The 23,339-nt window shown below is 61.6% G+C and carries 31 protein-coding genes; 15 read left to right on the top strand and 16 right to left on the bottom strand.

Annotation, left to right across the window (positions count from 1 at the left end; all coding sequences use genetic code 11):
* Positions 1-200 precede the first annotated feature (200 nt).
* The gene (locus ACQKLX_RS07355; protein ID WP_427360853.1) at positions 201-563 is read left to right on the top strand and encodes a hypothetical protein; all 363 of its coding nucleotides are present in this window, start codon (positions 201-203) and stop codon (positions 561-563) included.
* Between the two features lie 641 nt (positions 564-1,204).
* On the top strand, positions 1,205-1,786 hold the full coding sequence (locus ACQKLX_RS07350) for a hypothetical protein (protein ID WP_427360851.1): 582 nt from the start codon (positions 1,205-1,207) through the stop codon (positions 1,784-1,786).
* 709 nt (positions 1,787-2,495) lie between these two features.
* On the opposite strand, the gene ACQKLX_RS07345 is transcribed toward ACQKLX_RS07350, so the two are convergent.
* A complete protein-coding gene (locus tag ACQKLX_RS07345) occupies positions 2,496-3,959 on the bottom strand; it encodes a hypothetical protein (RefSeq protein ID WP_427360850.1) in 1,464 nt (487 codons plus the stop codon).
* A 254-nt stretch (positions 3,960-4,213) separates the two neighbouring features.
* On the opposite strand from ACQKLX_RS07345, the gene ACQKLX_RS07340 reads away from it, so the two are divergent.
* From ACQKLX_RS07340 to ACQKLX_RS07330, 3 genes are all read left to right on the top strand, one after another.
* Entirely contained in the window at positions 4,214-4,480 is a 267-nt protein-coding gene (locus tag ACQKLX_RS07340; RefSeq protein WP_427360848.1) for a hypothetical protein, read from the top strand.
* Positions 4,481-4,486: 6 nt separating this feature from the next.
* On the top strand, positions 4,487-4,744 hold the full coding sequence (locus tag ACQKLX_RS07335) for a hypothetical protein (protein WP_427360846.1): 258 nt from the start codon (positions 4,487-4,489) through the stop codon (positions 4,742-4,744).
* A gap of 318 nt (positions 4,745-5,062) precedes the next feature.
* Positions 5,063-5,359: a hypothetical protein gene (locus ACQKLX_RS07330; protein ID WP_427360844.1), complete on the top strand. Its 297-nt coding sequence runs from the start codon at positions 5,063-5,065 to the stop codon at positions 5,357-5,359.
* Positions 5,360-6,019: 660 nt separating this feature from the next.
* Here the strand turns inward: ACQKLX_RS07330 and ACQKLX_RS07325 are convergent.
* The 4 genes from ACQKLX_RS07325 to ACQKLX_RS07310 all read right to left on the bottom strand — a co-directional run bounded on the left by ACQKLX_RS07325 (position 6,020) and on the right by ACQKLX_RS07310 (position 7,192).
* Positions 6,020-6,244, bottom strand: a complete 225-nt coding sequence (locus ACQKLX_RS07325; RefSeq protein ID WP_427360843.1) for a hypothetical protein — start codon at positions 6,242-6,244, stop codon at positions 6,020-6,022.
* A 110-nt stretch (positions 6,245-6,354) separates the two neighbouring features.
* Complete coding sequence (locus ACQKLX_RS07320; protein ID WP_427360842.1) at positions 6,355-6,576, bottom strand: hypothetical protein; 222 nt, start codon at positions 6,574-6,576, stop codon at positions 6,355-6,357.
* Entirely contained in the window at positions 6,573-6,755 is a 183-nt protein-coding gene (locus tag ACQKLX_RS07315) for a hypothetical protein (protein ID WP_427360840.1), read from the bottom strand. The genes ACQKLX_RS07320 and ACQKLX_RS07315 overlap by 4 nt, the downstream gene beginning before the upstream one ends.
* Positions 6,752-7,192 (bottom strand): DUF5681 domain-containing protein, encoded by a 441-nt coding sequence (locus tag ACQKLX_RS07310; RefSeq protein ID WP_427360839.1) that lies wholly within the window; start codon positions 7,190-7,192, stop codon positions 6,752-6,754. The genes ACQKLX_RS07315 and ACQKLX_RS07310 overlap by 4 nt, the downstream gene beginning before the upstream one ends.
* 125 nt (positions 7,193-7,317) lie before the next feature.
* Here ACQKLX_RS07310 and ACQKLX_RS07305 point away from each other — a divergent pair, with 125 nt between their 5' ends.
* Positions 7,318-7,539: a hypothetical protein gene (locus ACQKLX_RS07305; RefSeq protein ID WP_427360837.1), complete on the top strand. Its 222-nt coding sequence runs from the start codon at positions 7,318-7,320 to the stop codon at positions 7,537-7,539.
* Positions 7,540-7,608: 69 nt separating this feature from the next.
* On the opposite strand, the gene ACQKLX_RS07300 is transcribed toward ACQKLX_RS07305, so the two are convergent.
* From ACQKLX_RS07300 to ACQKLX_RS07285, 4 genes are read right to left on the bottom strand one after another with little or no spacing between them, the layout of a single operon-like run.
* On the bottom strand, positions 7,609-9,807 hold the full coding sequence (locus ACQKLX_RS07300) for a hypothetical protein (protein WP_427360836.1): 2,199 nt from the start codon (positions 9,805-9,807) through the stop codon (positions 7,609-7,611).
* Positions 9,807-12,302, bottom strand: coding sequence for a hypothetical protein (locus ACQKLX_RS07295; protein ID WP_427360835.1), 2,496 nt, complete (start codon positions 12,300-12,302; stop codon positions 9,807-9,809). Before ACQKLX_RS07295 ends, ACQKLX_RS07300 begins: the two co-directional genes overlap by 1 nt.
* Positions 12,303-12,581, bottom strand: a complete 279-nt coding sequence (locus ACQKLX_RS07290; protein ID WP_427360833.1) for a hypothetical protein — start codon at positions 12,579-12,581, stop codon at positions 12,303-12,305.
* Positions 12,578-12,754, bottom strand: a complete 177-nt coding sequence (locus ACQKLX_RS07285; protein WP_427360831.1) for a ribbon-helix-helix protein, CopG family — start codon at positions 12,752-12,754, stop codon at positions 12,578-12,580. Before ACQKLX_RS07285 ends, ACQKLX_RS07290 begins: the two co-directional genes overlap by 4 nt.
* Positions 12,755-12,999: 245 nt before the next feature.
* On the opposite strand from ACQKLX_RS07285, the gene ACQKLX_RS07280 reads away from it, so the two are divergent.
* Positions 13,000-13,413, top strand: coding sequence for a Ros/MucR family transcriptional regulator (locus ACQKLX_RS07280; RefSeq protein ID WP_427360829.1), 414 nt, complete (start codon positions 13,000-13,002; stop codon positions 13,411-13,413).
* Between the two features lie 26 nt (positions 13,414-13,439).
* Here ACQKLX_RS07280 and ACQKLX_RS07275 read toward each other — a convergent pair whose 3' ends face one another.
* A complete protein-coding gene (locus ACQKLX_RS07275) occupies positions 13,440-13,739 on the bottom strand; it encodes a hypothetical protein (RefSeq protein ID WP_427360827.1) in 300 nt (99 codons plus the stop codon).
* Positions 13,740-14,014: 275 nt separating this feature from the next.
* Here ACQKLX_RS07275 and ACQKLX_RS07270 point away from each other — a divergent pair, with 275 nt between their 5' ends.
* Genes ACQKLX_RS07270 through ACQKLX_RS07260 form a run of 3 tightly spaced genes read left to right on the top strand, consistent with a single transcriptional unit; the run spans position 14,015 to position 16,172 of the window.
* Positions 14,015-15,211, top strand: a complete 1,197-nt coding sequence (locus ACQKLX_RS07270) for a hypothetical protein (protein WP_427360825.1) — start codon at positions 14,015-14,017, stop codon at positions 15,209-15,211.
* A complete protein-coding gene (locus tag ACQKLX_RS07265) occupies positions 15,208-15,549 on the top strand; it encodes an STAS-like domain-containing protein (RefSeq protein WP_427360823.1) in 342 nt (113 codons plus the stop codon). The genes ACQKLX_RS07270 and ACQKLX_RS07265 overlap by 4 nt, the downstream gene beginning before the upstream one ends.
* 5 nt (positions 15,550-15,554) lie before the next feature.
* Positions 15,555-16,172 (top strand): hypothetical protein, encoded by a 618-nt coding sequence (locus ACQKLX_RS07260; RefSeq protein ID WP_427360821.1) that lies wholly within the window; start codon positions 15,555-15,557, stop codon positions 16,170-16,172.
* Positions 16,173-16,481: 309 nt separating this feature from the next.
* Here ACQKLX_RS07260 and ACQKLX_RS07255 read toward each other — a convergent pair whose 3' ends face one another.
* A complete protein-coding gene (locus ACQKLX_RS07255) occupies positions 16,482-16,682 on the bottom strand; it encodes a hypothetical protein (RefSeq protein WP_427360819.1) in 201 nt (66 codons plus the stop codon).
* A 191-nt stretch (positions 16,683-16,873) separates the two neighbouring features.
* On the opposite strand from ACQKLX_RS07255, the gene ligD reads away from it, so the two are divergent.
* Positions 16,874-17,914 (top strand): non-homologous end-joining DNA ligase, encoded by a 1,041-nt coding sequence (gene ligD / locus ACQKLX_RS07250; RefSeq protein ID WP_427361131.1) that lies wholly within the window; start codon positions 16,874-16,876, stop codon positions 17,912-17,914.
* 496 nt (positions 17,915-18,410) lie between these two features.
* Here ligD and ACQKLX_RS07245 read toward each other — a convergent pair whose 3' ends face one another.
* Positions 18,411-18,719: a hypothetical protein gene (locus ACQKLX_RS07245; protein WP_427360817.1), complete on the bottom strand. Its 309-nt coding sequence runs from the start codon at positions 18,717-18,719 to the stop codon at positions 18,411-18,413.
* 224 nt (positions 18,720-18,943) lie between these two features.
* Between ACQKLX_RS07245 and ACQKLX_RS07240 the strand changes: the two genes are divergently transcribed.
* The 3 genes from ACQKLX_RS07240 to ACQKLX_RS07230 all read left to right on the top strand — a co-directional run bounded on the left by ACQKLX_RS07240 (position 18,944) and on the right by ACQKLX_RS07230 (position 21,188).
* Positions 18,944-19,498, top strand: coding sequence for a hypothetical protein (locus ACQKLX_RS07240; RefSeq protein WP_427360815.1), 555 nt, complete (start codon positions 18,944-18,946; stop codon positions 19,496-19,498).
* Positions 19,499-19,809: 311 nt separating this feature from the next.
* Positions 19,810-20,442, top strand: coding sequence for a hypothetical protein (locus ACQKLX_RS07235; protein WP_427360813.1), 633 nt, complete (start codon positions 19,810-19,812; stop codon positions 20,440-20,442).
* Positions 20,409-21,188 carry an SOS response-associated peptidase gene (locus tag ACQKLX_RS07230; protein WP_427360811.1) on the top strand — a complete coding sequence of 260 codons (780 nt, stop codon included), beginning with the start codon at positions 20,409-20,411 and terminating at the stop codon, positions 21,186-21,188. Before ACQKLX_RS07235 ends, ACQKLX_RS07230 begins: the two co-directional genes overlap by 34 nt.
* A 304-nt stretch (positions 21,189-21,492) precedes the next feature.
* Here ACQKLX_RS07230 and ACQKLX_RS07225 read toward each other — a convergent pair whose 3' ends face one another.
* Together ACQKLX_RS07225 and ACQKLX_RS07220 are read right to left on the bottom strand one after the other, a co-directional pair.
* Positions 21,493-21,735 (bottom strand): hypothetical protein, encoded by a 243-nt coding sequence (locus ACQKLX_RS07225; RefSeq protein ID WP_427360809.1) that lies wholly within the window; start codon positions 21,733-21,735, stop codon positions 21,493-21,495.
* 32 nt (positions 21,736-21,767) lie between these two features.
* Positions 21,768-21,974, bottom strand: coding sequence for a hypothetical protein (locus ACQKLX_RS07220; protein ID WP_427360807.1), 207 nt, complete (start codon positions 21,972-21,974; stop codon positions 21,768-21,770).
* Between the two features lie 95 nt (positions 21,975-22,069).
* On the opposite strand from ACQKLX_RS07220, the gene ACQKLX_RS07215 reads away from it, so the two are divergent.
* A complete protein-coding gene (locus ACQKLX_RS07215) occupies positions 22,070-22,324 on the top strand; it encodes a hypothetical protein (RefSeq protein WP_427360806.1) in 255 nt (84 codons plus the stop codon).
* Between the two features lie 243 nt (positions 22,325-22,567).
* Here the strand turns inward: ACQKLX_RS07215 and ACQKLX_RS07210 are convergent, their stop codons facing one another.
* Together ACQKLX_RS07210 and ACQKLX_RS07205 are read right to left on the bottom strand one after the other, a co-directional pair.
* The gene (locus tag ACQKLX_RS07210; protein WP_427360804.1) at positions 22,568-22,816 is read right to left on the bottom strand and encodes an NUDIX hydrolase; all 249 of its coding nucleotides are present in this window, start codon (positions 22,814-22,816) and stop codon (positions 22,568-22,570) included.
* A gap of 56 nt (positions 22,817-22,872) precedes the next feature.
* Positions 22,873-23,328, bottom strand: coding sequence for a YidB family protein (locus tag ACQKLX_RS07205; RefSeq protein ID WP_427360802.1), 456 nt, complete (start codon positions 23,326-23,328; stop codon positions 22,873-22,875).
* Between the last annotated feature and the right edge of the window lie 11 nt (positions 23,329-23,339).

Below are 23,339 nucleotides of genomic sequence, written 5' to 3'. Positions count from 1 at the left end.
CTTGTCGGTCCGATCCTGCCGGGTCGGCCTACTGAATGACGCCAGAGGAGGCTGCGCAAGGCAGGAAACCGTACCGTGGGTTCGAAGGAGGGCGGTTCCGTCGAACTCAGGAATTGGCGCTTGCCCTCTTGCAGCCACTCTGACTGGCGATTTTGCCAGCCGAGGGCCCTGCTGATCGAAAGAGGCACAGCATGAGATGGATGGCGCTGACGCTCATCACAGGCTCCGCCCTCGCTGGGGCCTTCTCAGCCCGCGCCGAAATCGCTCTGGAGTTCCGTGGCGAGTGGTCAACTGACTGGCACATCTGCAAGCAGGTAAATGGCGAGATCGACGTGCTGTCGGTCGGCAAAGATGACTTCGCATTCTATGAGGTCGGTTGCAGCGTCGGGGCCGGCTCGCCCGTCGACGGGGGAATTAGCTATGCGGCCACATGCCAGAAGGGCGGCAGTCAGCTCACGCATGGCAGAGCAGAGTTCCGTCGATCGGGCCACGCGCTCGTCCTGGCGCTCAAGGGCTTCCCGTGGGGCGCCAGCGACGGGCTAACCTTCAACCGCTGCAAATAGGTCTTCGGACGATGGCGCAGTGCTGCGATGCCTCGCCGTGACTCAGGCGTGGCCGCTGGCGGGTATTCTGGATTGCTCGGCTACATGGGTAGCTAAAATCAGCAAGCGCCCGCTGGCGGCTTTCTGCGCCAATCTGCTAAACCTTGCGCGGATCGTGCATCCTGTCGCCGTGTCGCGCTCGTCTCGTGCATTTTCGCATGCTGGTTCCGAAATTTCGACAATGCTCGGCGCTGTGTGTGGCGCGAACCAATTAGTCAAGCGGCCCGTCTTCGTCCGGAGTTGCCAAAGCGCGCTTGCCTAGCGTCAAGACCTGGAGCAACATTCTGCTTGATGACGTTGAACGGAGCGTGAGATGCCGTTCCGACCCTTGTCCCGATCGCCGAAGCGGCCTCGTTCCGGGTCGTCTGATGAATGGTTCCATCGCCTGAACCAGAAGCCGGAACCGCAGCGGCCTCCTGGCCCTCTGGTAGCGGGGCAACCCCAGCCGGCGAACGAGGTGGAGAGCTCTTCTCGCTGGCTTCGCCGGCTCACGCTTTACGTCGGCATTCCGGTTGCCTTGCTGATCATCGTATTCATACAACTGCCAATCCTACGGCAGGTTTTTCGGCAATTCGCTCACATTTTCAGGTGAGGTTGAGACCATGACCGAGGCCGCCGGTCGGATCACCGTCCTTTACCACCCTCCCGGTGAACTCCACGACGCGCATGGCGAACTCGACATCGGGGGCCTCGCCGGGCACGTGGCCGTCATCGTAACCGATGGCGAGGACGGAAGGAGTTACGCTCTCGACGTATGGTCGACCGAGGGCAAACCATTCTGGGCTCCGATGCTGTTGAACCCCGACCCGACGTCCGACGAAGACCGCTTCAATGAGTTCAGCCAGCTTTCGTGGACGCTGACCGCAGACCAGCTCGAGGGGGCGCTGGACGCCGTTAATTACTATCATGTGAATGCGATGGACTATGAGGTAATCGGTCAATCATGTGTCGATTCCGTCCTCGATGTTCTGAAGGGCGCTCACCTCACTCCAGAGAACGTTCTTACGCCTTGGGGAGTGTGGAACGACCTCCAACAAATCGCCTCTACGCTACCGGACGTCCATCTCAACGTTTGCGAAGCGCATAAGTTTGAGTTCGTCACAGATCCAGACGCAAATTCGGCCTCAGTCCAGTTCCCGGTCCCGGCTAACTTCGTAAGCGTTCCTTGGAGTTCGGAGCCGTAGCCATGCCCTTTCGGATTGGTCACCAACCCTCGCGAGACCGCCGCGATGAGGTTCCTAGCGACGACGATGATATGCCTTATCGACGCGGCTACATACGTCCTGAACATGTATTCAGCGACGACTGGCGGCTCTGTTCGATGCGAGGAAAGCTCGTGCTGGCTGGTCCCGCCGACGACATCAATCAATACTTTCGCGGACCTCCCTGGGGTTCGGTTTTCGGCCGAGTAGGGCGGGCGAAGCGGCGCCATGTGCTCATACCGCGGGTCCGGTTAGGCCCGCCAAACAAAAAGTCAGGCCTCACGATAGTCGTTGTTTATCCGAGCGAACCGCAGTCAGAGATTGCCAATGTGGGGCTGGTTCGGTTTATGCGAGACGCCCGTGTGCGCGTTCTGCCGCCCTTTGATCCCGAACGGCGCTGACCCGTAGGACGGATCGCGTTAGCTGCGACCGCTGTTTCCGTGCCGCTAAAGCAGCGGGCGTATGGGGCAGTGCATTCGCCGGCATGCTGGACGATGCGCATGTGGTCCAAGCTGCGCAGCGGCCGCCAACTCTTCGTCGATGGCGAATATCGCGACCATATGGAAGTGGCCACGCTCTCATGATAACGATTATCCTGGCTATGACGGCGCTGGCGGCATGAGCAATCGGCGCAGTCTTGCGCCGATCTAAAACGAAACGGTTTCGGATTTGCCTCCGCTCAGATCGCAGGTCACTCGGTGACGCTGTTTGAGCCAGGATCGGGGCGATGCTGCTGACGGGCCCTAGCCAGGCGGGCTTCCTTCACCAGCCTCTCCAAGTCGCTCGCTTTTGCCGGAAAGCTGCCCTGCGGCACCGGTAAGCGGTTCTCGGCCCGTCGAAGCTGGTTGAGGAACGCGACGAAATCGTGAGTGCCTTCCACGGCAAACTCTCGCGTTAGTTCCTCGGTCCAAGGCGCGCTGCGCAAACCGACGTACGAGGGGGGATCGAACTGCGACTTCGGTTGAGGCGAGTTCGGGTGTAGTTCCTCGGGAGGCCGGGACGGCGTGAAGTTTCGGCGCAGGTAAGGGACCAGCGCCGGTGAGGCTCTGGCTGGCTTCTCAATAGGCGCCGACGCTCCGCGTGGAGTTGGTTGCTCCGTAGGTGCAGATGGTTTCGCCGGGATGCTGTCACTCAAAAGTGCTGGCGCTGGCGACTGAAAAAGGCTGACGACCTTGTCGGGGGACGCGCCCCTCGCGGGTTTCCAAAATCCGTAGGCTTCGGCGGTGGATAAGAGATCGAGGCGCCGGTCTACCTCGCCGGCTGTGAGTTTGACGGTGCCAGCGTCCTTTGCGCGGAGCCGCTTCACGCTGCTCGCGGTCGCATAACGTCGTCCTGCTGATGGCTCGCCCTCACACGCGGCCCAGAACTCTTCTGTCGCCCAGCCGGTCTCAACTTCAAAGTTGGCCAAGCTGCGTTTGATGTCGTTCTTGCGCTCGTCAAGCGCGTCGCCGACCTCCAGCCCAAGAATTCTGCCGTCTCTGCTCTCTCTGAGCATGACGACGTACCGTGCGAGCGTCACCTCGAAGCGCTGTGCCAAGCGCTGAACCGTGAGCCAAAAGATCGAATTGACCAGTTCGCATGACGCTTCGAAGATTTTTAGCTTGATCGGATCCGGCTTTTCGGCGCGCCCGTAGATCGCAGCACGCTCGACGAAGAGACGATTTACATCGCGAATGAACAGCACCTCGTCATTCGGGCGCTCCATCACCGCCGTGTGACCATAGTATGGTATATCTCGCCATTCCGGGGCGGAACACCATCGTCCTTGCCCATCCAGCACTTTCATCCAAAGACGAACGCTTAAATTGTCCTTGATCGTGACTGTTGCGTTGATAACAACACGGTTGATTCCGTGAATGCCGCGTCGACGCTCTTTCAGGGACTCGAAATTTGTGTAGCTGAGATAGTTGTCGAGATATCGGTCGATCGGCCGCGAATCGCCTCTCAAAGCAGCCTCGCAGTCGTCAAAGATGACTCTGCCGTAGTGGTCGCGGGATATGAAACGAGGGTTCTTCTTTTCCAGGATCTGAAGAGCCCCTCCCAGCCTTACCAGCGGATCGGCGATATCGATCCGTCCATATTGGCCACCGGCAGTGTCGCGATAGCGCCCCTGTTCGTCTTCGTCCGGAATTCTGCCGAGTAGTTCGAGCCTCACGGTTCCCGCCATCGTTGCGCGGCGTCAGGGGATGCCGCTCGCCTTTATGGCACAGGCTACGATGCCGGTTGTGGCAGTGTCAGCCACGTTTCTGGCTAATCGTGCCAGGCCAGATGCGACCGCGGGTCTGCGGCGGGCTGCGGAAACGTGATGAGATCGGCAGAGACGACGAGGGCAGCGCCGCTGAGCGCTATGACTCGACTCCGGCATTCCTCTACGGCAGATTGTCCGCAACCATAACGGGAGGGTTGACAATGCGAGTTCTGATTCTGGCTGCTGCACTGGCAGGCGCATCTACTGCTTCCTTCGCGCAGAACACCTTCACCTACGGCACTGGCTCGAATAGCAACAGCCACTACGTCCGGCCGCACTACAACAGCAACTCCGGCGGTTACGTCGGTGGCCACTATCGGACCAACCCCGACAGCACCCGCTCGAACAATTACGGGTCATACGGCAATTACAACAGGCACGATGGCGGCATTGGCGATGGGTATGGCCGCTCTCGTAACCGCTGGTGACTAGCCTTGAAGTGGCTTTTGGTAACCGCGGTCGCCATAGCGCCGGCGACCGCTTTCTCTTGGTCTGGCACCGACCAGAATGGCAATTCGGTCGAGATTGGGCGCGGGGAACTGATCACGCCCTACCGAGACATCGAGATCGAGGTTGACGGCGAGACACGCAATTTCTCTGTCGACAGCATTCGGCGCTACGGCAATCGGGTCGAAATTGAGGGCACCGATGACAGCGGCAATTCCATGACGCTCGACATGGATGGCGACTGATCTCGCCTCTCAATGCGCTTGATCGCCATATCCTTGTTGCTGGTGTTTTGTTCTGCCCATTCTTGGGCAGCCGGTTGCGTGATCGACGGCACGCCGTGTAGAGGGTGTGGCTGCAAGGGCGGGCCCGGCTATAGGCATATCGCTTCCGGACAGTGTGTCGGCTTTCGAGATATGGCCAAGAAGTGCGGTGATCCGGCGGCCTGTGTTTTTGAGAATGCGCCTGGCGCAGGTGCAAATCGCGAATGTGCACTGGCACCGCGGCGCCGAAACCAGACTTCAGATTGATTGCGTAGCGCTTGTTCGAACGGGTGAACAGTCATGTGGAAAGTCACCCCCTGCCAGGCTTTGGCCGCTGGGAAGTTGCTGGAAGTAATTTACGACGGCTATGTGCGGGCCGTCGAGGTGCACGCCGTTGGTGAAACCAAGGACGGAAACGCCATAATGCGGGTCTGGCAAGTGCGGGGAGGCAGCAACAGCGGAGAACGACAGGGATGGAAGCTGCTCCGTCTCGATGAAGCACGGGGTGGGCAGATGATCGATGAGCGCTCACAAGCCCCGAGACCGGGCTATCGGCGTAACGATGCGGCTATGGCTTCGATCGCCTGTCAGGCTTGAGGCCGCCGCAATTGCACTCCCCGACAGGCAGGGCGGGCTCGTTGAACACCGCACAATCTGACCAATGCTGATCACCTGTGCAGTGGCGCGCGACCCATTCGGCCTCTGTCATGAGCGATGATGCATTCTGATCGTCGTCGCCTTCCTCGGGCAGCCTGTCGCTCACGATGTACCGGGTGCGTTCCGGCGACGTTGCCCGCTCTAGTGCCGTCAGCCGCCGATCAAGGTTCTGGCTCATATCTCGACGCCTTCGCTTTCGAGCTCTCGGAATAATGCCTCGGTCTTCGCTCATTCTCCGCCAGCCACGCGCGCCAGCTCGGCCCGATCTCGGATTCGATCTGGCGATTGCAGGTGCGGATAGCTTCATCCAACTCGGCATCGGTCATTCGCTGTATGCGCCTATCCAGCCCGCGTTCGGCATGGTGCTTGGCCTCAATCTTCACTAACCTGCGCTCCAACCCGCTGCTCACGCCGCAATCCTCTCATCTGGGCGGACCACAACGCGGACGATGTGAAATGCATCCGGGTCTGTTGCCTCGATCGCGGCGAGGCGCGCCGGCCTGTCTGACGGAGCGCAATCAAGTACATGCTGCGCAATGCGGCGATGAGATGCCGGGCCGCGGGTCGCCTCCAGCTTGGCGATACGATCGGCTAGGTTTCTCATGCGACCCTCGGCAAGCCATCGACGATTGCGGCATGCAGATCGTTGTCGCTCAGCCGAGCGGCTTCCCTGGATGGCTGACCGCCTTCCGCGATTGCCGCGAGATCGGAGAGCGACAGGCCAGCGATATCCTCCCACTCGCTCCCCTCGAACGAGATGCAGGTCAGCAGCAGCACCGGATCGCCGGAGCGGACCTCGTTGCTGGCGATGGCGCGTGCGAGCATGGCTTGGGCCTCATCTCCATTCCGAGCGCGGATGACGAAAGCGGTCGTCGGTCGGGTACCTTTCCCTGCCCGCAGCTCAAGCGCCCTGAGGCGACGATCAAGCATGCTGGTCATGTGTCAGCCCTCAAGGCTGCCATGATGGCCGGCAGCCCGTTGCGCGCGAACGCTTCGTTTTCCGCTCCCAGCAGCCGTTCGCGAATGGCTATGACCTGGGCCGGATCGGAGAGCACTGCCCGAACTTGAGCGTCGCGCAGATCCTTGGCTCGCCTGTCGACGACCGGCCGGCGCCGTTCCTCCAGCTTGATGATGCGAGCAAGGATTGCGCCTGTCATTGCAGCGGCTCCGGCTCGTCGAGCAAATCCAGACATTCTTCGTGCGACAGGCCGCACAGCTCGATGCGTTCGAGCGGGGCCGCCGGGTCGTCGGATTCCGACCACATGATGAAGCCGCCAGCCTGAGCGTCGCGCGCTAGCTCCAACCGCTCGATGCGCGTTGCGATCTGCCTCGTCATGTCCGCCCCCCTTCCAATGCCGCGAGCCTGCGATGCAGGTCCGTCACCTCGATCGCCTTGGCGTGAGCGTCGACCAGCTTGCCGAGCTCAGCCGCCTCTGATGGCGTCAGATCGCCGCCAGCCACCGCCTCCATGATGGCCTGCGTCGCCTTGGGCAGATCGTCCGCAGTCTCGATCTTCGGAAGATCGAAGGTGACTGGCCGGTCCCGGCGAACGGGGGCGAGACGATCCATGCAGAGGCGCAGCGCCGTGATGTCGCCGGCTTGCGCAAGCTCCACGGCCTTCCGCGTCAGCGCTTCCGCTTCGCCTTCGAGAATGGCCTCGATCGCGAGCGTGACCTTATGGCGCGCGCCCTTCGGCTTGCCGGCAGGGTTACCCGATCGACCGGGCTTGAACCGACCATCCTGCTTGCCACCTGCTTTTTCAGGCACGCTCATGCCAGCCCTCGCATCATCACCCAGCCGATCATGCTGAGGCTCGCCAGCATCAACAGAGCGTCACCCCTTGCAGTTGAGCAGGTGAGAGGGCAGGTTGTGGCTGTTCCGAGCACCGGGAGCGGCAATTGGATCGTCTGACGCGCGGCTTTCATCGGATCGGCCTTGTGGGCGCAGTTCCCGCCGTACTGACTGCGGTCGGTTTCCTGATTGCGGGAATCGCGAGCGGCAGCCTGACGAGCAATGGCGAAGGCGGGATGGCGGTCTTCTGCATCGTCGTCGCGGGCCTTTGGTACGCCGGTTGTCGTGCCTTCGCATGGGTCATCAACGGCTTCCGCGAAACCGCCTGACACGTGGTTAGACCCTTTGCAGCCTTGGCTCTCGGCGTGCTGATCGCTTTCGGTCCGCATCCGCTTACCCTATCGCTGATCCTGGCCGGCTGCGGCTGGCAGGTACTGCGCTCCGCTCCCCGGCCTGACCGTTACCTCAAGTGGCGAGGTTGACAGGCCGCCGAGCTTGGCCGCCTCGTCCGCGAAGTCCTGGATAAAGCGCATTACAGCCGGGCTCTTCGCCGCAACCTGCGTCGCGCGCTGGAGCAGCTTCAGGTCGTCGGAAGCCAGCATCCTGCCGATTTCCTTGGCGAGGCCCTGCTGGATCTTCGTATTGCCGCGTCGCAGCGCTGCCCCCGCCAGCGCACCAGCAACGGTACTGGCGGTATCTCGTCCCTGCATGAAACCGACAGCCCCGCCTACGCCTCCGGCGCCGGCCAGGCCAATTGCCTGTTGGATCGAGGTCGAATTACCCTTCACTGCCGCCTGCAGCGGCAGCAGCGCCTGTTCGACCGTGAGCGCGGCCTGAAGCTGCGCCGCCTGGTTCTTGCCGAGCGCGACTTCGACCCGTTCCCGCATCGCCGGATTCCCGAACACGGCTTTCACTACGTCCCGACCGTCACCGATCTCGCGGATCTTGGCGATGAGATCGGAACGGAAGCCCTCGGCGAACAGCTCGCGTTCCTGCGGCTTCATCCGCGAGACGGCCTTGCGGGCTTCGTCGTTCGCCATCCTGGATGTGACGAATTTCTGCCCGGCCTCCAACGCATCTTCAGCCTGGAAGAACTGCGCAGCACCGCTGCGGGCCTCCTTGAAGGCCGGGACCGCGGTATCGAGCTCGGTCAGGATCATGCGGCGCAGGTTGTTGAAATCGCCTGCCGCATCCTTGTTGCCACCCCGAGCGGCTTCGCCTGCCTTGCCGCGCAGCTCGCGGCCGACGTAGTCCCAGAACTGAAGGTTGGGCGTCGCGACCGAGCCGTCAGGCCGGCGCGCGAGGGTGAGATTGCCGGCGGCATCCGTGGTGAAGGGATTGCGGATCGGCGGCATGCCATCGCCCACCGTCTTGTTGGCGCCTGTCTTGATCACCGAGCGGATGGCGTCCTGCACCGCTGGAGCCTGCGCAAGCGATGCAAGATTGTCGTTCCATAGTCCATTGCCGCCTTGCATGTACGCACGGCCATAGGCTGGGCGATTGGCAAGGCGCGCGGCCTGCTCCAGCTCGTCCAGCGTCTTGCCGGCAGCGGAAGGGCCGAACCCTTTCAGGATGCTGACGACACGGTCGCCCTGGCTGGCGAAGCGATCCGAGACGGCATCAGACAATACTTCGCCTGCTTCCGAGGAGAGGTTAGAAGCAGACCGAGCAAGGCGGCGCGTCGTCTCGCCACCAATATCGCCGATGACGGCATTCGCCCCCGTCGATTGCAATTCGGTCAGGCGGGCGGCTGGATCGGTCACGCCATCGCGGGCAAGTGCTTCATTGATCCGGCGAGCAGCCTCGGCTTCGGGAGCGGCAGCGGCGCGGAAAGGCGCGGCGGCCTTGCCGGCGAGCTTGCCGGTCGCGCGGGCGAAGGCCTCAGCGCCGCGAACAAAGGTAGGTGCTGCGCCACCGATGGCGCCACCAAGCAGTCCGCCTTGCAGGCCAGCCGCCGCCTTGTCCGCCACGCCGCCGTCGCTCTCGATCGCGCCTGTTGCGGCCCCGTAGAGCGCGCCGGTAGCCGCGGCATTGGCGGTGGCCGCGCCCCTCGCACCTTCCCGGACGACATTGACGCCTGGCAGCACCAGGGCCGTTCCAACAAGGCCGGCACCTTGACCCGCGAAGCGTGCGGCCGGGTTCATCAGCCGGTCGGCGTCATCCATGGCGCGCTGGCGCTCAAGATTGGTGCTGTAGCGCTCACCGAAGGAGGCGCCGTCACCCTGGCCCAGCGCCGCATCGGCACCGGCCGCCAGCTTGTCCATCCCGGGAATCCAACCGGCAAACCCGCGTGCGGCAGCGTCCATGTTGCCGAACACGCCCCCGCGGTCTTGCTCCTGCCGGATGCGAACGGCGTCGGCGAGATAGCCGGCCTGTCGAAGATCCGCCTCGCTGCCCTCGCGCTGTGCTCGCGTCGCCCAACCGCCATTCTGGCTCGCTGGCATCCCGCCGCCAAATTCGTCACGTGACGAATTTCCTTCTGCGGCGAACGGATCGAAGTCCACAGGGGTGAGGGTGGGCCGGCGGGCGCCCCCAGTAGTGGCCGGCGCAGAGGCGAACGGGTCGAAGTCGACCGGAGTGAGCCGAGGCTGTGCCATTAATCAACCCTCGCCCAACCGCCCTGCCTGTTCGGATCAGGGGCATACCAGTTCCCATCCGGCGCCAGCCGAGCGCCGGGTAGGGGTGGCTTACCACCCTGCGCAGGTTGTGGGGCCGGTCGTTGACCTGACGGCCGCTGCCCAGACGATGCACCAGCGTTTGGACGGCCCTGACCATTCCACTCCAGCGGATCGAGGCCGGACTTGCCGCGAAGGTCGTTGATGCGACCGCGGGCGATATCCCGCTGCCGGGCGGCGAGCGTCATCATGCGGTCGATCGTGCGTTCGCGGATATCAGGCGGCGTGCTCGGGTCGGAGAGCAACCGCTGGAACTCGCCAAGCTCGAAATTGGTCGTGGCGCCCTTCAGCGCGTTGGACATCGCCTGGATGGCTTCCATGGACATGATCTGCCCGAACTCGCGGGTCGCCATCGCCTTCTGCTGGTCGAAGATCAGGCCAGTGCCCGGGATTCCCGACGTGCCCGCCCAGCCCTTCGCACCCGCTCCAGCACCCGTATAGGTCTGGCGGTTCAGCTCCTTGGCCCGGCTCAGCGTCGTCAGGGCATTGTCGAGGTTCGGTAGTTCGTCCTCAGCGGCATAGATCGCCTTCTGATCGCTCGCTGACATGCCTTGCTTGGCCTTGCCCGCAGCCCGGTCACGCTCGAAATCGAGGATCGAGCCGTTGTAGCCCTGGCGCTGGGCGTACTCGTACTCCTGCACGCTGGTCGGGGCGTTCTGTTTCTCCTTCGCGTATTCGCCAGGGGTCTTTGCCGTCGTCCAGCCCATGCCGCGCGCGTACAGAAACTCCTTGACGCTGTCGGGCGCCTTGGACTGCTCCAGCGCGTCCTTCAGGAAAATCTCACCCACAGCGCGAGCATTGGCCGGCAGGTTAGGATTCGCGAGCGCGGTTGCGAGCTTGCCGATGTGGCCTTGGCGGGACTCCATCTGCCTGGTGGCGGTATAGGTCTGCGCCTCCTCGCGCGTGGTCGGGCGCGGCATGTCCTTCGTCAGGACGGGCGCAGCAGACGGCGATGCAGTGCCCGGTCCGGTGTACTGCGCCGGCTGGCTGGGGCTGAGGAGCTCTTGGCCAGATGCGCCGCCAGTGGCGCGAGCGAATGCCGCCGCGTCGTTCGGTGGCGCGGATGGAATTGCGAAGCCGGCTGGATCTGCCACCGGAGCATTGCGGCCCTGCGCTGCTGCGAAGGCGCGAGAGCCGCCGTCTGGGCTGTTCGGATCGATCTCGATAGGGGCGGGCAAACGCTGCTGCGGCATCTGCGCGACCGTAGGGCTACCACCAGCCGCAAACCGATCGGCGTTTAGGTCGTAAGGACGCGGCGGCGGCAAAATCTCGCCTTCCATCGCAGATCGCGGCGCAACCTGACCGGCAGTGCGAGCCACCGGCTGGTGCGGGATAGTCGAGTTCATCCAAGGCTGCCCGATGCCTTCGCTCTGGAAGACAGGCGGCATCGGCACCGCTTCCGTCGCGCCAGCAACCTGGCCGAATGTCTGCGGACTCATAGCCTGCGGCGCCGGCCCGGTGACATTACCCATAGGATCGACCGGAGCCATGCCGCCGTCCTGGCCGCCCGGAGGGAGGAAGAATCCGCGCTCCCCGCTCGCCGCTTCGGCATAGCCGCTACCGGGAGCCGGCAAGTCGGCTTCCGCCGTGCGCGAGCCCCGGGCCCCGAGGCGCAGATAGTCGATCAACGACGTGCCGTTGGCGTCGCTCGGATTGTAGCGTCCGCCGCTGCTGATGAACTTCGCCAAGCCCTCCTTGCCGCCGAGATGAGCGACATTGCGCATACCCTCAATCGTAACCGGAATGCCGTTAATCGACGCGCCGATTGCACGGTTCAGGCCATTGCCGGCGATGAACTGATCAATGTCGTTGAAGTGCCAATTCTCCGCGGCTTTCTGAAGCTCGGGGGAGCGCATGAACTGCTGCGGGGTCGTGCCCGCCGGAATAGCACCCGCCGCAGCGGCTTCCCGCAAGCGGGCCTGCCCGAACTGGGCGCGGCCAAAGTGACCACGCTGGCCGCCCGCCCCGACCTCGTTGTTCTGTGCCGTCCAGTTGCCGCCGCTCTCGCTCATCTTCAGTGCGGTGGGCAACGCGCTGTCCTGGCCGCGAGACAGTGCAGGAGTACTGGCCGGAGAGCCGCTGAGATTAAGGATGCTGCCGCCGCCGAGCGCCTCGCCGAGCGCGCGGCTTGCCTCTGCCCCAAGCTCCCGCTGTTTGCGCGCCTCGCCGAGTTTCAGAAGATCGAAGGCGGTATCAAGCTTGCCAAGAGAGGCGATCCGGCCAGCGGCCTGATTGTAGTCGAGCGTGCCAGCCGCAATGCCCTGGCCGATTTCGGCCATCTCGCGGCGCTCCTGACCCTGCCGATACAATGCCGGCAGGTTGCCCAACGTCTGGCCCAGGTTCGCGAACGCGCTGTTCTCAGCGCCGTAGTCCGTCCGCATATTCGGGATGGCGAGCGGGGTGAGTCTGAAAGCCATCTATGCCTGCCCCTTGCATGAGAGGATGGCTGCAAGGGCGTCGTTGGCCCCCGAGGCGCGAACCCAATGGTCCATGATCTGGTTGAGGAATTCCGTGGTGGCGCTCGTCAACGTCGGGCATAAGCGCATCACGGCTAGCGCCTGCTCGCTGGTAGCTCGCAAACGCTCAAGCTGGATGATGATTTCGGCGACGTGCGGCATGACCGGCAAAGGCGGCGCGGTCGATGGCTCGCTCGCGGCGACTGCATCAGGAAAAAGCTCGTGGACGGTTCCTGTCATGCCGCTGACCGCTGATTGCCGGACTGCATGGCGGCGAGCTGAGCGCGGACGAGGGCGCGCACGACACTCGACATTGACGTTTCGCGGCGTCGGGCCTCCGCCTCGATTTTGCCGCGCAAGTCTTCGTCAAGGGCGAGCCCGATGCGTTCGGTACGCTTGGAGTGGAGAGACATGTGGACGACCTCCGATTCTGGAGGTCATCATAGCCGGAGAGGCAAAAATTTGATAGTTATTTCAATTGGTTATTTCAAGTCGCGTCAAGTCATGCGGTGGCATTCAGGGACATTCGCTGACATTCATGACTAGATCCGGCTAGCGGTATATCCACCGCATTTGAGCGAGTAACCATGCTGCGAGCGCGCTTGCTATCTGCTCCACCGAATCAGCTAGTCATGCATGATCAGCGAGTGGAGAAACCATGCCCGAGGACAAAGAGGCGCTGCTTGGCTTAACCGCGATGGTGGTGTCGGCCTATGTGAGGTCCAATCGGTTGCCTCAGGGCGACCTTGTGGCCCTGATCGAAAATACTCACTCAGCGCTCGTCGCACTCGGGAGCGGGCCACTCGAATCTGAGCCGGCAAGACCAATTCCGGCTGTTCCGATCAAGAAATCGATCACGCCCAATGCCATCTACAGTCTGGAAGATGGCCGTCCGTTCAAGTCGCTGAAGCGCCATTTGCGCACAGCGTACGACATGTCTCCTGACGAATATCGGAGAAAGTGGGGTCTTCCCGGCGATTACCCGATGGTCGCGCCAAACTACGCGGAGACTCGCGCCCGCATGGCGAAATCGATGGGGCTAGGCCGCAAGGCAAGCAAGCGCCGCCGATAAACGGCAGCGACTGCTCAGTGACGCGCTTACAGGATCGGCAGAGCCAATACCGCGCCGATCCCAATCACCAGGGCGGCACGCAGCCAGATGCCTACCGCCTCGCCGGAAATCACTTTACGCAACAAGGAGCGCAATGACTTCACACCGGCAGAGGCCGAAGCGCCGCAGCGAGAACCGCAGCAGCGGCCTTCTGCTTTGCCCGCTTGATTGAAATCATGAGCCGGCGCTTCTCCCGCCGCAGGTAGTAGGCCGTTGAGCGCTTTTTCATCGCGTCTGCCCCGTTTTCCCTTCGTCACGATACCGCGGCTCCAATGCTTCGTCGCCATCAAATGACAGGTTGCTCGTTTCGCCTCGGGCGCGGCGCCGATCCCGCGTCTGGATCGGAGCCGCGGCCGGCGTTTTGTCGGCAGGCGCTGCTGATCCCTGCGCCCCCCTCTCGACGTCGTCGACAGCCCTGCATCGTGACGGCGAGAAGGCCTTGCGAGAACTGTGCCCCGTCGGCTCGCGCCGGCAGTAAGGACGAGACCGGTGCCGACGAACTTATTTGCTGGCAATCAGAGACGCTGTTACGTCTCTGCGAGCTCCAGTGATTCTTTGAGCCGTGAAAAAGCTTTCCGAACAACTTCGAAGACACTGTCGCCAAAAGGCCATTCTAGGCTCGAGTTCCCGAATTCGCGGCGCTCCGGTCATCGTTACGGCGCTTTCGCCGAGAGATGTTTGGATCAAGGATTGCGAATCGCGGGGCTATGAGCGCGTAGCAGTATACAGGAATGGCCAGACCGAGATAGGATTCGTTAGCGAAAGAGTTGATTTTGCGCCGGAGAATCTCAGTTTTATAGGGAATTATGAGGAAACGGTTGGCTTTTTGGCAGAAGTCGACAGCGCTGCAAGGCAATATCGAACAAGAACTCGGCGCCAGCGGAGAGCAAGAGATAGTAATGGATATGGAACGATAGTACCAAAATACTGGGATTACAGTACGATAAAGAATATAACTCTTCCTGTTGCGATGGTTATAGCATCACAATATGATCGCTTGTCGCGATTGAATAAGTGGAGACCCGCGGCTATCGATATACATAACTGGGCTCCAGGCGTTTTGGGGATGCTGAAATCAATCGGCTTTCTGGAGCTTTGTAATGTCGATCAACAGTCTCAAGGTGTGGCGCGCCTCGACAGTCTGTTAATTCGAAAAATGAGGGCTGGGGGATCCGCGGCGGGCGAGGAGATCGGCGCATTTCTTGACGATTTGGGTCTTGCAGCCGTTGAGCAAGATCCTCAGATTTATGGAGCGTTATTTGAGGCAATATTGAATTCACATAACCATGCTTATGACCATGTCGAGGGAGCGGATGGTATACACCTCTGGTGGCTTGCAGGGGCGCTCGACGAGATAACTAATGAGTTGATTGTTTGTGTTTATGATCACGGCGTCTCAATCCCTGTATCTTTATCTAGGCCATATTCGAAGTGGCCTCTACTGCATACTCTGCAGGAGCTTTGGCATCGGGCTGTTGGTCATCGCTTAGAAGAGAGCGATGGCAGCCAGGACGGTCTCACCATCTCGTTAGCCATGCAGTTGGGGAAGAGCCGAACCAACGAATCGAATCGGGGAAAAGGCCTCCCCGCCATCGAAAATGTGATTGACATATGCGAAAGTGGGTATGTTGCAATTCGTAGCCGTAGGGGCGAATATACGAGACGTAAAGGCGAGGAACCTATAACGACAACTCGCGTTGCCGCCTTGCGCGGCACGCTCGTGGTGTGGCGCTTGAAACTACCTGGCAGACAGTCATGACCTCCTCGCATGTTATAGACATCGCACGGGAGTTCTCTCGTTACCCTGGCGGGCGTTCGAGGGCTGATGGTCCGCATAGCGGTGAGGAATTCCTGGAAAGCCTCTTAAAGCCGCGGCTTCTGGCTGCGATGCGCCATGGTGATAAGCTGATCGTCTTGCTCGATGGCGTCGCGGGCCTTCCTGCGTCGTTCTTGGACGCCGCCTTTGGCGGTTTGATTCGCAATCGCGTAGTTACGGCGGACGAAGCCGGGCGTTTTATCGAACTGCAGGCGCTGACACCGCGAGTTCAAATCTATCCAAAATTAATCAAGGAATATATGGGCATTCGGAAAGCCTGACTGTAGTGTCGGCGTTCTTCTCCGCGATTCTCGGCGCTTCCCTAACTCTTTTAGCCAATACGCTATTGCGTATGTGGCAATATCGTAGAGATGTTTGGGTTCAACGCGTTGAAAAGCTCTGCGACCTTGTTGACAAGGCGGCGGATCTCTCTGCACCTTATTGGCTTGAAGAAGAGCGCCACGACACTATATCTGCTCGCCCCACTGACCGTGTGAGGCGAGAAGCGCAGATATTGGGACTTGATATCCGTATACTTGGGTATCTCGATACACTTCAGCCGCGCCTCGGACCACGATGCGGATCGACTGTAAGTGAGGCCGCTGCGAACTTTCATGAAGCGCTGACTGGCGGCTCGTTCCAATCCCGGACCGCCGAGGTCGATGAAGAGCGATCGAGGCGCGTCGAAACCACGGCGGGGGAACTTCTTGTTTCCCTGCGGTCAGCTGTGGACGAGGCTACCAGCGTAACCGGGACGATCGCCCACGGCCGCCGCACCCTGTTACCCGCTTTGAAGAAACTGCAGGTTAGGGCTCAAAACGCCGGTGGTTGGATCGCGGTAAAAGGGAAAGCGGCTATGTCGCGCCTCTCGACAGCCAATTCGCAGAAAGGTTCTGATCGGTGATCAAGCGTCAGTGTGTGGGCTACCGGCAGTCGACCAATTTCAATTAGTCCGCCTGAACCGGTCGATCTCACTGACGAGTTGCGCCGCCGCCACGTCGCCGCTTTGATGCTTGATGCCCGTGGCGCTCTCGCCTTCGACGCCATAGAGCATGGCGCGCAACTCCCACGTCGGATTCTCAGGGCGGGTGAAGCCGAGCCTTATCCAGATTCGTTCGATCGCGTCAGATCCGAAGAGACTACCGGAACGCAGCTTTTCCGATCGCGGCGAGTATTGCTCCGATGAAGAGAGCCCAAATCACCAGCGCGGGGATCAGGGGCACCTCGTCAACTGCTTGCCCGTCGGCTCGATCTCGAACAGGCAGTCGTCGATGAAGCGCACCGGAGTGCCGTCTTCCAGGGCGTAGTCCGTGACGCTGAGGTGAGGGAACGGTCGGTAGACGATCACCGTATACGGATTTCCGTCCTCGTCCTGGCAGGGTTCGCGGTAGAGCTCGCGAGGGATCGAGGACAAGGCTCTGACAATGCTTGCGCCTGGATCGGCGCTCTTGGGCTGGGTACGCATCACACACTCCACACAACCCTTCGAAACCGCCAGTCGCGGCGGCCGTTCCGCACGTGTACCAGATTCTTTTTCCGGTGCCGGAACGGCGGTCCGCGGTTGACGTTGAGTCGCCAGTTCCTTTGCGTTCGGTGGTGTTGAGTATGGCGAAGCCGCGTCGGGTCCTAAAGGCCGCGCCTGCCGGCGAAGTGCTGCGCAGCCTGTCCGTCATGGCTCGGCGCGGCGCTGCCGAGATGGATCTCTTCGCCGACAAGATGCCTGCCCGGGTCGAGCCCTGCCTCGCTCTTCTCAAGCCGAAGCCGCCGGTTGGCCCCGATTGGCTTTTCGAGGTGAAATGGGACGGCTACCGCCTGGCGGTTCATCGCGACGACCGTGGTACTAGGGTGATCACCCGAGGCGGCTTCGACTGGACCGATCGGTTTCCTTCGATCGCCGCAGCCGCGCGCGAGCTCGACGCCAGCAGCTTCATACTTGACGGCGAGGCGGTCGTGCTCGACGAGGCCGGTCGCGCCGATTTCGGGCTGCTGCAGCAGGCTCTCGGCGGGCGCGGCGGCAAGCTCCACGCTGAGCGTGCCATGCTCTACGCATTCGATCTGCTCTATCTCAACGGACTTGATCTAAGGCGGATGGCGCTGACCGAGCGCCGGCACATGCTCGAGGACCTGATCGACCATGAGAGCGGCTACCTCCGGCTCAGCGAAGAGGTTGAGGCCGATGGCGCCGAATTCCTGGCGAGCGCCTGCCGGTTCGGCCTGGAGGGCATCATCGCCAAGCGCCGCGATGCGCCGTATCGCTCCGGCCGCGGCGGCGACTGGCTCAAGATCAAATGCGTCCAATCCGACACCTTCCTGATCATCGGCTATGAACCGTCGACCGCGGCGCTCGGCGGTATCGGCCGGCTGCTGCTGGCGGCCCATGGCAATTACGGCCTGGCCTATATCGGCAGCGTTGGGACCGGCTTCACGCATGCCAGCGCGACGGCGCTGCGCAAGCAGCTCGACCGGATCAAGGCGGCAACTCCATCGGCCCGCGGCGTCAGCAAAAAGGGCGTGGTGTGGGTGAAGCCGAAGCTCGCGGCGGAAATCGCCTATCGGGGCTGGACGCACGATGACAAGCTGCGCCATGCCTCGTTCAAAGGGCTGCGCGAGAAGGCGGACGAAGCAAAGGTCTACCGCGTGGACTGAGTCGTACGTTCCGTCTTTTGACATAGACAACGCCCCGAAAAAGGGCGCCTCATGAGTGCGCAGTTGTCTCCATACCGTTTTGGAAATGACCGCTGGCGGCGCATGTTGATGCCGCCTAGGCGGAGACCTGTCATGCACACCCAACCTCAGATGCCGCGAGTCGAAACGTGGGAGCGCGGCGCTCTAATGCCTGGCTCAACTCAACCGTGCACGGCGGTTCTGCCGTGGTACGAAGAGGCAGATTTCGCGGAGTTATTGGCGATCAGCGACCATGGAGTGCCTTCCCAGGAGAGCTACGGACGTTGGTATCGAAGCGCGATGCAAACGGTCGACGACCTTCTCAGAGAGGGCAAGGCGATCGAGTTCGTCACTGTGCGGCCGGCTGCTTATTTCGCCTGGCTTCGTGAGCGGCCGAACACTCCAGAAGCACGCCGCCGTTACGCCGAATTCCTTGCTACCGCCCCAGACACGGCCGCAGTTTAGGCGAGACCGCCTGTTACTGCCGCATGAGCGGCGGGCGAAAGGTCTCGCGGACGACCATCTTGAATTGGCCGACTGCACGTTCACGAACGTCGGCCTCAGCGGTTTTGCCGGCTTTTCGCAACTGGGTCGCCTCGGCGAGAAACATGTCGGCGACAATTTTCGCGGCCTCATGAGTCAGCGCGGCGCCATCTAGATTTTCGCCGGTGATGGTCCTGCTGACCAGCAGGAGCGTTCGCGTGAGCCCCGCCATGACGTGTTGCGCCAAGCTCAGAAGGTCGACGAGCTTCGCATCGTCCAATGCCGCGAGTTCTTCTCGGTCCATTTGGTCGTCGCCTCTTCATGCCGAGAAATGCTGACAGGCTTCGATCGTTCCAGTGATTGGCCCGTTCGCGCTTATCCAACGCGAGGGATGGCTCCGCGTTCCTGCAGGCGACAGCCGCGAGTTCTCCCTCGGCAACATCGTGCTGGCGCTGGTCGTGACCGGTATCGTGCTCGCCGCCGGCTGCGCCTCTCAGGCCGAGTAGCGGAGTTCAGCCGCGCGAAGCGTTGAGTCAGCCGGATATCGTCAGCCGCTCTTCTTTCGTCATTGGCGGGCGCAGCCTTCGCCTCCTCAGCCGGAAAACCATCAGGGGGAGCCGCATCATTGCCCCCGCCAAGTGCCCGAGATCGGTATCGCGAGGCCATTCAACTGCAGCCATCGACGATTTCGCGACGCTGACCTTTCCAGGCACTGCCAATCCGCAGAGAAGCCTCGGAGAGCCGGAGGTAAAACTGGCTACGCATTTCGGCGAGCGTCATTCGACCAGCGCAACTTCCGATCGGCTTGACTCTCTAGGCCTAAATGTTCTCACTATGTTCTCATTCTGGAGAGCGAAGCCTATGTCAGCCGTGCAGTTGCCGGACACGTCGCCAATGACGGAATTGGAGACCGAGATCGACGACGCCATCGCCGAGCATGGCAGCGAGCGCGCTGCAATTCGGGCGCTGCTGCTCGATCTTGCCGAACTTGCGCGGGACGGCGATCGGGCTTCGTCGAGAGGCTATCTGCGCGGGCTGTTTTCGGAGGGCGCCCGGCCGCGTCCAGCCGATGATGAGCCGTGATGAAACCCCGCATCCGGAGACGACGCTTGACCATTATCCCTGGATCATCGTCCGGTTCAGATGCACCCGCTGCCGGCGCTTCGGTGATGCCCGGCTGGCGAGGCTTGCGGAGAAGTTCGGAGCGACAGAGACGATCGCCCGGCTGGTCGAGCGCTTCCACGCGACCTGTCCGCACCGTCCCGCCAAGCGAAACGGCCGGATCGTGCACCGCCCCGAGCCCTGCGGCGGCTATTGCCCCGATCTCGGCTCCAATGTGCCGCCGGACCTTCCGCCCAGCCTCTCCGGGCTGACCCTGATCGAAGGAGGCAAGGATGACCGACTTCCAGCCGAGCCAAAGCGAGAAACGAAACGCCGTCGGATCGGAGGCGATTGATGCCCTGACAAAAATCGTCGCCGGCATCAAGGGGAGCGGCCACCTCTACATGGCCACCTTCAATGAACTGCATGGTCTCGGCATCATTGAAAACCAATGGATTCCGCAGTTGCAGACCCGATTGCTCGTCATCGTCGACGAGGCTGAAAGCTTCCTCGCCGAGCACGGTTGCGGCATCGCCGGCCCCCATCCCGGCGAGGATGACATGGGTGGCAGCTACTACATGATCGACCTGCTGCGCCGGCCGCCGAAGTGGCCCTACAGCGTGATGGTGAGCATGGCGAGCGGCGAACTCGCCCAAGCGGAGAGAGGATACTCAGCCTGGCTCGACGCACGTGGCGCGACGTTCAGCATCTACAGCATTCCCGAGATCGGCTGCATCAGGGCACGGCTGAAAGATCGGAATACGGCCAAGGATTTCGTCAAGGCTCACGGCGGATCGATCCTGACGGATCGGCAGATCGGTGATCTGCTATATGGTGGCGAGAAGCCGCTCATCGATGCGAGCTTCATCGAGCGGAGCCGGAGACGCGAGGCATGTGCAACCTCTACAGCCACACCCGCAACGTAGAGGCGATGCGCAAGCTGTTCGCGCCGTTCAATGATGGCGGTGCCAACTTCGCCAACCTGCTGCCGATGCCCAACATTAATCCAGACCGGCCCGCACCGATCATTCGGAATGGCGAAGTGGGTCCTGAACTGGCGATGGTCCGCTGGGGCATGCCGTCTTCTCGCAAAGCTCTGTACGACGCCGCAAGCGAGCGTGCGGAGAAGTTGCGGGCGAAGGGCAAGCCTGTAGATTTTGAGGAACTGCTGCTCCTGGAGCCGGATCGGGGAACGACGAATATTCGTCGCACCGACAGCAAGCATTGGCAGCGTTGGCTCGGCGTCCAGAACCGCTGCCTCGTCCCTTTCACGAGCTTCAGCGAGTTCAACAAATTTGAGGGCGGCGATATCTGGTTTGCCTTTGGCGAAGATCGGCCGACCGCAATGTTCGCCGGGATCTGGTGCCCTCAGTGGACCAGCGTGCGCAAGATCAAGGATGGTGAAGAAACCCTCGACCTGTTTGGGTTTCTCACAACCGATCCAAATGCCGATGTTCGCACGATCCACCCTAAGGCGATGCCGGTTATCTTGACGACGCCGGAGGAATGCGCGGCATGGATGACCGCGCCTTGGGAGCAAGCGAAGGCACTGCAGCGCCCCTTGCCCGACGGGATGCTCTCGATCGTCGCCCGTGGCGTAAAGAAGGACGACCCGTCCGACCCGGCGCTATTCCCCGCGGTCAAACCGCCCGCTCAGGGTGATCTGTTCTAATGGGCCATTGGGAGCAGATCGGCCGAGACAATGCCGCAGAGCGCGAGCGTCGGGCGGCCTGGCCACGCTGGCGGCTGGAACTCTATCGGTTTGGAAATACGGTCATCATTGCGGCGGCTTGGACCGCATCATTGGTGACAGGGCTGTGGCTGTTCGGCCTGCTCTGAGAGGTCGTCCGGCTCGACCCCGTCGCTGCGCCATTCTCTAATCAGAACGAGCGTGATCTGGCCGTCGGGCCGAAGCCGCAGCTCAGCAATCGCCTGCCAATCGCAATCATCGTCTCGAATTGGGAGGACTATCAGGCTCATCCCTGGCTGGCCTCAATGAGCGCAAGGATAGCCGCCGATTTCCATTCGTACGCTTGGCGGACACCGGCCTCCCACGCCCTGCCTTCCGGCGTGTCAGCCCTCGGGCGACGAATCCAGACCGCGATCAACTCTTCGACGTCGCTGGCATCGAGTGCCTGATTCAAACCCTCCAGCCGGCCGGCAACACGAGCTTCACTGACCAATCGCTCGCAATCCTTAGAGCTGATGGCTTCCGGCATTTCCCCCTCCCGACGAGCGGTGTCCCGGCGACCTACTGACGCGGTGGTGCCACCTGTAGATCTGTAGGAGTCTTCGGCATGTCTCGCTGATCGACCTGACCTGACTGACGCTCGCGCTGCGTGTCAGCGTGATAGAAATTGAAGCCGATGAATATCGCGACGACCATCGTTCCGATGATAGCGACGGCCAGGAGAGCGGCGATGCCGGCCTTTTTGGGTGGTGGAGGATCGTGGGTCACTGAGTTCGCTCCTGTCGAAGGCGACCTCATTGGAACTCTCGCTGAATACAGCCGTTCCGAGCTTCGCATGAAGTCAGTGTAGTGGGAGCTCTCTCATGTCCGCGGATGCCGCCTTCGATATGCTCAAGACCCATGGCAGCAAGGAATGCACGGCGCAGTTCTGGATGTCCGATACGCCCGCTCGGGAATTCAAGACCCTTCGTGAGTGCCTGCTATGGCTCGCGGATCGGGGGCAGGATGAACCACTTCCCAATGTGCATGTGCATTCAGGGGCGGGAGAAATTGCAGTCAATGGCCCTGATCTTGAAGATCTGATCCGCGCCGCTGCCGCTAGCCGTGCCGCGACATGATCTGCATGGCTGATTTTTTCCGACATTACCCACGGCCGGGTAGGGCCGATCACCTGGAAGGGGCAGCGGTCAGCTCTTCGATGATTTCATTGTGATCGGCATAGAGCTGCGGCAACTGGCTCCGACTGAACCAGCGCGCGTAATCAGCGTCATCACCAGCAACGAGCACTGGCCGCTCACCGACGTCCCTTATCGTGATCAGCACTGCGCCGCCCGGTTAACGGCGTCAAAGGCGACGGGCCGCTAGATTGATTCAATTAGTCCCAGCGCCTCAAGGTCGATGCCAGCTTCTTCTTTGAACTCACGAAGCGCACATGCCTGAAAGGTCTCGTTAGGATCGAGGAAGCCACCGGGGAGTGCCCACAGTCCATCCTTTTTGCGGTGGACGAGCGCAATCTCGTCCCCGCGGACAACGACGGCATCTGCGGTAAGGTGAGGGCCCTTGCCATATTTGGCCTCGTAGGCAGGATCAGGCAGCAAAACCTCCAACACTATCGAGTTTTCGCGAGCCCTGGCGAAGCGTCCTGGATCGCCAGCGGGCGCTTCGTCTAGACTGGAATCCGCCCGTCCGGAGTGTACTTGTCAACGGCATCCGGGAGCCGCTGCGATAGCCGCTCCAATATTTCCTCTCGGCTGAGGCCAGTCTGCGTAACTAGGCGGTCCAGCGTATCAGGCCCTATCGCCTGCTCCAGTTCGCGTCCCTCAATCTGCTGGTTCGGGCCGGGTTGGACCCAAGAGTCTGCAGCGTCGCCGCGGCCGGCCTGCTTGAAGCGTTCGATCAGCTCTTGGAGGCCGTTGCCCAGCAGCCCGCCAATGCCACCAGCTGTGGCAGATTGCGCGCCGCCTGTGATCTTGTCCAAGTCGGCCGGGGCGTCCTGCGCAGCCCTTCCCTGTTGCGAGCCTCCGAACCATTCAGCGAGCTTGTCGCGGTTTTGATAGCCCGCGACTGCAAGCAGCCCGAGCAGAGCGGTCATGGATGGGAAGCCACTGTTTTCGTTGCTCATCTGCCTCTCCC

Origin of the sequence: Allobosea sp. NPDC003192 (genome assembly GCF_050275675.1) — a bacterium.
Taxonomy (GTDB): domain Bacteria; phylum Pseudomonadota; class Alphaproteobacteria; order Rhizobiales; family Beijerinckiaceae; genus Allobosea.
This window is presented reverse-complemented; position numbering and strand designations above follow the sequence as displayed.